At 42.2% G+C, this 7,259-nt stretch carries 7 protein-coding genes, 2 pseudogenes and 1 other annotated feature; of the genes and pseudogenes, 7 read left to right on the forward strand and 2 right to left on the reverse strand.

The genetic code is table 11. The features are described from left to right. The first annotated feature begins 6 nt into the window (after positions 1-6). Entirely contained in the window at positions 7-1,854 is a 1,848-nt protein-coding gene (gene typA / locus ACERCG_RS10760; RefSeq protein ID WP_373612071.1) for a translational GTPase TypA, read from the forward strand. 50 nt (positions 1,855-1,904) lie between these two features. On the opposite strand, the gene rimI is transcribed toward typA, so the two are convergent. Both rimI and ACERCG_RS10770 read right to left on the reverse strand, forming a co-directional pair. Then, on the reverse strand, positions 1,905-2,342 hold the full coding sequence (gene rimI, locus ACERCG_RS10765; protein WP_373612072.1) for a ribosomal protein S18-alanine N-acetyltransferase: 438 nt from the start codon (positions 2,340-2,342) through the stop codon (positions 1,905-1,907). Between the two features lie 3 nt (positions 2,343-2,345). Then, positions 2,346-2,759, reverse strand: a complete 414-nt coding sequence (locus ACERCG_RS10770; protein WP_373612073.1) for a DNA polymerase III subunit psi — start codon at positions 2,757-2,759, stop codon at positions 2,346-2,348. Positions 2,760-2,888: 129 nt separating this feature from the next. On the opposite strand from ACERCG_RS10770, the gene rsmC reads away from it, so the two are divergent. From rsmC to ACERCG_RS10800, 6 genes and pseudogenes are all read left to right on the forward strand, one after another. Then, entirely contained in the window at positions 2,889-3,878 is a 990-nt protein-coding gene (gene rsmC, locus ACERCG_RS10775; RefSeq protein WP_373612075.1) for a 16S rRNA (guanine(1207)-N(2))-methyltransferase RsmC, read from the forward strand. Positions 3,879-4,007: 129 nt separating this feature from the next. Continuing rightward, positions 4,008-4,129 (forward strand) — a sequence feature (His leader region). Positions 4,130-4,203: 74 nt separating this feature from the next. Continuing rightward, a pseudogene (locus ACERCG_RS10780) lies at positions 4,204-4,437 on the forward strand (Fic family protein); the annotation flags it as partial. Between the two features lie 14 nt (positions 4,438-4,451). Then, a complete protein-coding gene (hisC, locus tag ACERCG_RS10785; protein ID WP_373612076.1) occupies positions 4,452-5,504 on the forward strand; it encodes a histidinol-phosphate transaminase in 1,053 nt (350 codons plus the stop codon). Between the two features lie 134 nt (positions 5,505-5,638). Further along, the gene (gene hisB, locus ACERCG_RS10790; RefSeq protein ID WP_373612077.1) at positions 5,639-6,727 is read left to right on the forward strand and encodes a bifunctional histidinol-phosphatase/imidazoleglycerol-phosphate dehydratase HisB; all 1,089 of its coding nucleotides are present in this window, start codon (positions 5,639-5,641) and stop codon (positions 6,725-6,727) included. Positions 6,728-6,850: 123 nt separating this feature from the next. Further along, complete coding sequence (locus tag ACERCG_RS10795; protein ID WP_373612078.1) at positions 6,851-7,138, forward strand: hypothetical protein; 288 nt, start codon at positions 6,851-6,853, stop codon at positions 7,136-7,138. A 50-nt stretch (positions 7,139-7,188) separates the two neighbouring features. Beyond that, positions 7,189-7,259: pseudogene (locus ACERCG_RS10800) on the forward strand (IS1595 family transposase); the annotation flags it as partial.

Below are 7,259 nucleotides of genomic sequence, written 5' to 3' on the forward strand. Positions count from 1 at the left end.
TTTCCAATGCAAAATGTAGATATTAATAAATTGCGTAACATTGCAATTATTGCTCACGTTGACCACGGTAAAACCACGCTGGTTGATAAACTTTTACAGCAATCAGGTACTTTTGGCGAAACTCGTGGTGACGTTGATGAGCGTGTAATGGACTCTAACGATCTTGAAAAAGAGCGTGGTATTACCATTCTTGCAAAAAATACCGCAATTAACTGGAACGGCTATCACATCAATATCGTAGATACACCGGGGCACGCAGACTTCGGCGGCGAAGTAGAACGTGTTCTTTCAATGGTGGATTCTGTACTTTTAGTGGTTGATGCCTTTGACGGCCCGATGCCACAAACCCGTTTCGTAACGCAAAAAGCGTTTGCTCACGGTTTAAAACCAATCGTGGTAATCAATAAAGTGGATCGCCCGGGTGCAAGACCTGATTGGGTGGTGGATCAAGTTTTCGATCTCTTCGTAAACTTAGGGGCAACAGATGAGCAGTTAGACTTCCCAATTATCTACGCTTCAGCATTAAATGGTGTAGCAGGTTTAGATCACGAAGATTTGAGCCCTGATATGACCCCGCTTTACGAAGCGATTGTTGAACACGTTCAACCACCACAAGTGGAATTAGATGCTCCGTTCCAAATGCAGATTTCGCAATTAGATTACAACAACTATGTGGGCGTTATCGGTATCGGTCGTATCAAACGTGGTTCAGTGAAACCTAACCAAGCGGTAACTGTGGTTGGCAGCGATGGCAAAACCCGTCAAGGTCGTATCGGTCAAGTATTAGGACATTTAGGTTTACAACGTTTTGAAGCCACAGAAGCCTTTGCGGGCGATATCGTAGCTATCACAGGTTTAGGTGAGTTAAACATTTCAGATACCATTTGTGATATCAACGCCGTTGAAGCATTACCTGCTTTAACCGTTGATGAGCCAACAGTAACGATGTTCTTCTGTGTAAACACCTCGCCATTCTGTGGTCAAGAAGGTAAATTTGTAACTTCTCGCCAAATTCTTGAGCGTTTAAACAAAGAATTAGTCCACAACGTAGCACTTCGTGTGGAAGAAACACCCAACCCAGATGAATTCCGTGTATCTGGTCGTGGTGAATTACACTTATCGGTATTAATCGAAAATATGCGTCGTGAAGGTTACGAGTTAGCGGTTTCTCGCCCGAAAGTAATCTACAAAGAAGAAGATGGCAAAAAACAAGAGCCATTTGAGCAAGTAACTATCGACATTGAAGAACAACACCAAGGTTCGGTAATGGAAGCGTTAGGTATCCGTAAAGGTGAAGTGCGTGATATGATCCCAGATGGCAAAGGTCGTACTCGTTTAGAATATGTGATTCCAAGCCGTGGCTTAATCGGCTTCCGTAACGAATTTATGACAATGACTTCAGGTACGGGTTTACTTTATTCAACCTTCAGCCACTATGATGATGTAAAACCGGGTGAAATCGGTCAGCGTAAAAACGGTGTGTTAATTTCTAACGCTACAGGTAAAGCATTAGCATACGCATTATTCGGCTTACAAGAGCGTGGTAAATTAATGATCGACCACGGTGTTGAAGTGTACGAAGGTCAAATCATCGGTATTCACAGCCGTTCAAACGACTTAACCGTAAACTGCTTACAGGGTAAAAAATTAACCAATATGCGTGCATCAGGTAAAGATGATGCGATTGTATTAACTACCCCAGTGCGTTTCTCATTAGAGCAGGCATTAGAGTTTATCGATGACGATGAATTAGTGGAAGTAACACCACAATCGATCCGTATTCGTAAACGCCTACTAACTGAAAACGATCGTAAACGTGCAAGCCGTACGACAACAAGTACCAGCACACAGTAGTTGAAATGGAAAGAGCGACTATTAGGTCGCTCTTTTTTGTCGGCATTTGATTATAGATACAACGCCATAATCACCGCATTTTCCTTTCCGCCTTCAGGGGTTGGGTAATAATTTTTTCGGATTGTTACCTCGTTAAACCCAAGTGAGTTATATAATTTTTGGGCGGTTTGGTTGGATTCTCGAACCTCTAGCCAAAGGGTCGCAACGTTTTTTTGTTGCAGTTGCAAAATTAATTCAGAAAGTAACCGCTTGCCGAAGCCTTTTCCTTGAAATGCGGGATCAACTGCGATGTTGAATAATGTGGCTTCATCTAACACAATTTGGCTGATGGCAAAGGCGACAATTTGATTGTTCTCAACCAACTTTAAATTGAGATATTTCTCGCCTTGATTATTCAGCAACGTGCCTTTGCTCCACGGCACTAAATGGGCGTTTTGCTCAATCTCGAATAATCGCTCGAAATCTTGTTCTGCTATTGGCTCAATCACGTTCTAATTCTCCATCTGTGCGAAATAGGTTTCCATTTGTTGCCAAAGTTGGCGTTTATGGTGTGAAGTTGTGAGATCTTGCCAAGAACTATTTTTCCAAGCGGTCTGATTTGCAAAATTTTTTGCAATTTTAACCGCTTGTTCTTCCGTTTGAATCAACCAAACGAGGGGAGAATGTTCAAATACCAAGCGTTGTGATTGCTCTGCATCAAACCATTGGTACTCGCTTTTTTGCAAGTTTAACGCAAGCAAGAGGTCGGCAAACAGTTTAGATGTTTGATGATCCTCCTCACACACCACCACTAATTTAATTTTTTTATCTAAACGAATTTGTGCATTGCCTTTTAGCACCTGTGGCTTGGTTAAAACCCATTGCGAAATGCCCATTTCATTTAACAGTAAATCACGACGATTCATCTAAAACCCCATCAAATTTTGCAAATAGTACCAAAACTCCGCTTGTTCAGAAACTTTTTTCAAAAAATTCAAGATTTCTGCACTTAAATTCGGTATATTCACGCTAAATTTTTTAGATAAGGTAAGAAAATGCTCTCTTTAGAAAGCGAAGTGCTTGAACGTCATTTGGCGTTGTTTGAACAAAAATCAGTATTGCTATTTGGCGATGTGCGAGATAATTTCGCCCAACAGTTGCAATCTCACACGAAAAGTATAGCCGTATTTAGTAGCTATTTTGACTACGCTCGCCATCATCAAAATGTGGAATTTGGCTTAACGTGCAATTTACCTGCTGAATTAGCTGTTTTTTATTGGACGAAGAATAAGCAAGAGTGCCAATTCCAACTTTTACAATGGCTTTCACAATGCCAAGTTGGGCAGGAAATGTTGATTATCGGCGAAAACCGAGCAGGTGTGCGTTCGGTGGAAAAACTGCTCGAGCCTTTTGGTAATATCGCCAAAATTGACTCTGCTCGCCGTTGCGGTTTATACCATTTTGAGCTGCAGACTGTGCCTGAGTTTGATTGCAAAAAATTCTGGAAATCTTACCGCTTGCAAACATTAGATGTGTTCACTTTACCTGCGGTGTTTAGTTCGGCTGAGTTAGATAACGGCACGAAATTATTGCTTTCGACTTTCAATAAAGAAGATCGCTTGAAAGGCAAAGTACTGGATTTAGGTTGCGGTGCTGGCGTGATTGGGGCAACGCTCAAACAACAATTTCCGAAAATCAAACTGACGATGAGCGATATTCACGCAATGGCGTTGGAATCCGGCAGACGCACTTTAGCGGAAAATCAGTTAGAGGGGGAAGTGGTAGCAAGTGATGTGTTCTCTCACATTAATGAACGGTTTGATTTAATTGTTTCCAACCCACCATTCCACGACGGGGTCGATACCGCCTATCGAGCCGTTGAAGAGTTGATTTCCCAAGCTAAAAATCATTTAACGAAAGGCGGCGAATTGCGTATTGTGGCGAATGCTTTCTTGCCTTACCCTGATTTGCTTGACAAAGCCTTCGGCAAACACGACGTGCTGGCAAAATCCACCAAATTTAAGGTGTATTCCGCAAGAACATAATAGGCGGAACAAACGGTTATAAAAAAGCCGATATTTGCTTAAAAAAGTGCTTGCTATTTCTGCCGGCTTGACGTAAATTCTGTTCATACTGTTTTGGAGTAATGCAATGAATTTAAACTACACTTTACATCACCACCACACTTTAACCTGATATCTTTCGGGCATTTGGTGTGTGCGGAAGATAACTCTTCCGAGCAAGTGTAGCAATCAATAAAGATCTCTCGGAAGGCAACTTTCGGGAGATTTTTTTATGGTTAAATTTAGGTAGTAATAATGACAAATCCGATTGAAATTTATCAGGCACAAGATGGAAAAACACAGATTTCTGCTCTATTTTGTGATAAAAAATCATCCACTTACTGATGGTAATAAACGCACAGGATCTTTTCTATTCCTCTGGTATTTAAGGCTTAATCAGCATTTACTTGCCAAGCTAGTAGAGTAATTAATCAATGATAATACCTTAGTTGCCTTAGCATTATTGGTAGCAGAAAGTTTACCCGAACAAAAAGAATTAATGATTAAACTTATCGAACACTTTATTTTATTAAAAGCATAATGACAGGAAAAACTATGAGCATTTCACAACTCTCCAGAAAAAATATTCAATCTCTCACGCCGTACCAATCAGCACGTAGATTAGGCGGTTCGGGCGATGTATGGCTGAATGCGAACGAATATGCTACTTCGCCAGACTTTGATTTAACTGAAGGCACCTTTAACCGCTACCCAGAGCCTCAGCCACAAGCGGTGATTGAGGGATACGCCCATTACGCAGGTGTTTCCCCTAAAAATGTGCTGGTTTCTCGTGGTGGCGATGAGAGCATTGAGCTGATTATCCGAGCTTTTTGTGAGCCGAATGATGCTATTTTATATTGTCCGCCGACCTATGGAATGTATGCAGTAAGTACGGATACTTGCGGTATCAAAACAAAAACTGTGCCGCTAACTGCTGATTTTCAGCTAGATTTAGCTGAAATCAAAAACAATTTAGAGGGTGTGAAGGTCGTTTTTGTCTGTAGCCCAAATAATCCAACGGGTAACCTTATCAAGCGATCAGATTTACTCGAACTTTTGCAAATCACAAAAGATAAAGTCATTGTGGTAGTGGACGAAGCCTATATCGAATTTTGTCCAGAAGCAACATTCGCTAATGAATTGTCGAACTATCCGCACCTTGCGATTATCCGCACTCTTTCCAAAGCCTTTGCCCTAGCTGGCTTGCGTTGTGGTTTTACTCTAGCTAATGCGGAGCTGATTGGTGTGCTACAAAAAGTGATAGCCCCTTATCCGCTGCCTGTGCCAGTCTCCGATATCGCCACACAAGCCCTCTCGCCACAAGGCATTCAACAAATGCAAGAACGAGTAGCAGAAGTGATTACCTTACGAGCCGATTTGCAAAAAAATCTCGAAAATCTACCGCTTGTCGAAAAGGTTTTTGACAGCGAAGCCAACTATCTGCTATTTAAATGCCAAGATGGACAAAAAGTCTTCAAAGCACTTTGGGAGCAAGGCATTATTTTGCGTGACCAACACAAAGCGTTAGGATTGCAAAATTGCATTCGGATAACGATTGGGACGAAAGAAGAAAATCAAAGAGTGATTGAAGCAATTAGTAAATTGTAATACCTAGGACGAGCTGTCCTAGGTTCAATAAACCCAGCCGCTTTGCGGCTGATGATGAGATATAAAAGAGCTGCAAAGCAGCTCGGATTATTCAGCCTAGCACGGCTCGTGCTAGGTACTTACAGGAGTAAAATATGCAACCAATCCTTTTTATCGACCGTGACGGTACGTTAATTGACGAGCCAAAAACAGATTTTCAAATCGATAGCCTCGAAAAACTCAAATTTGAGAAAAACGTGATTCCTGCCCTGCTCAAACTCAAGGGTAAATACCGTTTTGTGATGGTCTCGAACCAAGACGGCTTAGGCACGAGTTCGTTCCCACAGGCAGATTTCGACAAACCTCATAATGCGATGATGGCGTTGTTCAACTCGCAAGGGATTGAGTTTGATGATGTGCTGATTTGTCCGCATAAGCCGGAAGATGGCTGCGATTGTCGCAAACCGCACACCAAACTGCTGCAAAAATACATAGATCGCCAACTGTTCGACCCAGCCAACAGCTTTGTGATTGGCGATCGTGCCACCGATGTGCAACTGGCGGAAAACCTTGGCATTCGGGCGTTGCAATATCACCCTGAAAAGCTGAATTGGGATTTGATTGCCGAAAAACTGCTGGGCGAAGCCGTGACCAACATTGGCGAGCGACCAAAGCGCTTTGCCGAAGTTATCCGTAAAACCAAAGAGACCGACATCAAAGTGCAAGTGTGGCTGGACGAAACGGGCAATAACGAAATCAGCACCGGCGTGGGCTTTTTCGACCATATGCTCGACCAAATCGCCACCCACGGCGGTTTTAGAATGAACATCACTACCAAAGGCGACTTGTGGATTGACGAACACCACACGGTGGAAGACACCGCTCTCGCTCTCGGCACCGCATTAAAACAAGCGATTGGCGACAAACGCGGCATCGCCCGTTTCGGCTTCGTGTTACCGATGGACGAAAGCCGTGCGGAATGTGCAATGGACTTATCGGGCAGACCATTCATCAAGTTCAAAGCCGATTTCAAACGTGACAAAGTGGGCGATTTCAGCACCGAGCTCACCGAACACTTCTTCCAATCCATCGCCTTCACGATGCTCGCCACCCTGCACATCAAAGCTTGCGGCTCCAACGATCACCACAAAATCGAAAGCCTGTTCAAAGTCTTCGGCAGAACGCTCAGACAGTGCATTCGTATTGAAGGGAATGAGTTGCCGAGCTCGAAAGGGGTTTTATAATCACCGTAGGGGCGGGTTTTAACCCGCCCGAAAGTGCGGTTAATTTTTGCAAAGTTTTTGGGGATTTTGACCGCTGGCAAAAGAACTATACCTTGAAATGATACTATTAGGAGAACACAAAGTATGTGTAATTATAAACTTGAAAAAGCATCGCCCAATCATAGGAAATTTATTTTAGATTGTATATTAGAGGCATCTAAGTCTGGACATTTTAATCCGATTTTTTATCAACAAAAAAATAATAAGCAAATGATTTCTGGATTAGAGTTCCAAATTGACTTAACATTAAATTATGAAAATATGCCGACATCAAATGGAAATTTTGTTAGTTCAAAGCTTTATGTTTATCTTCAAAATGGAAATCCTTGTGCTATGTCTTGGATACAAGGAGAAGAAATATATTTATTTTAGGGGCTGTCCTAGATAACGACTAAAACTTCCATTTAGGTTAAGATAACCTTATGAGAAAAAGTCGTCTAAGTCAGTACAAACAACATAAACTCATAGAGCTGTTTGTAGCAGGCGTAACCGC

The sequence above is a fragment of the Mannheimia sp. E30BD genome (assembly GCF_041807785.1).
GTDB lineage: Bacteria > Pseudomonadota > Gammaproteobacteria > Enterobacterales > Pasteurellaceae > Mannheimia.

Bases quoted from the DNA above. Each gene is read 5' to 3' on its own strand.
- hisB (WP_373612077.1), top strand. From the start codon at position 5,639: ATGCAACCAATCCTTTTTATCGACCGTGACGGTACGTTAATTGACGAG.
- ACERCG_RS10795 (WP_373612078.1), top strand. From the start codon at position 6,851: ATGTGTAATTATAAACTTGAAAAAGCATCGCCCAATCATAGGAAATTT.
- hisC (WP_373612076.1), top strand. From the start codon at position 4,452: ATGAGCATTTCACAACTCTCCAGAAAAAATATTCAATCTCTCACGCCG.
- rsmC (WP_373612075.1), top strand. From the start codon at position 2,889: ATGCTCTCTTTAGAAAGCGAAGTGCTTGAACGTCATTTGGCGTTGTTT.
- typA (WP_373612071.1), top strand. From the start codon at position 7: ATGCAAAATGTAGATATTAATAAATTGCGTAACATTGCAATTATTGCT.
- ACERCG_RS10770 (WP_373612073.1), bottom strand. From the start codon at position 2,759: ATGAATCGTCGTGATTTACTGTTAAATGAAATGGGCATTTCGCAATGG.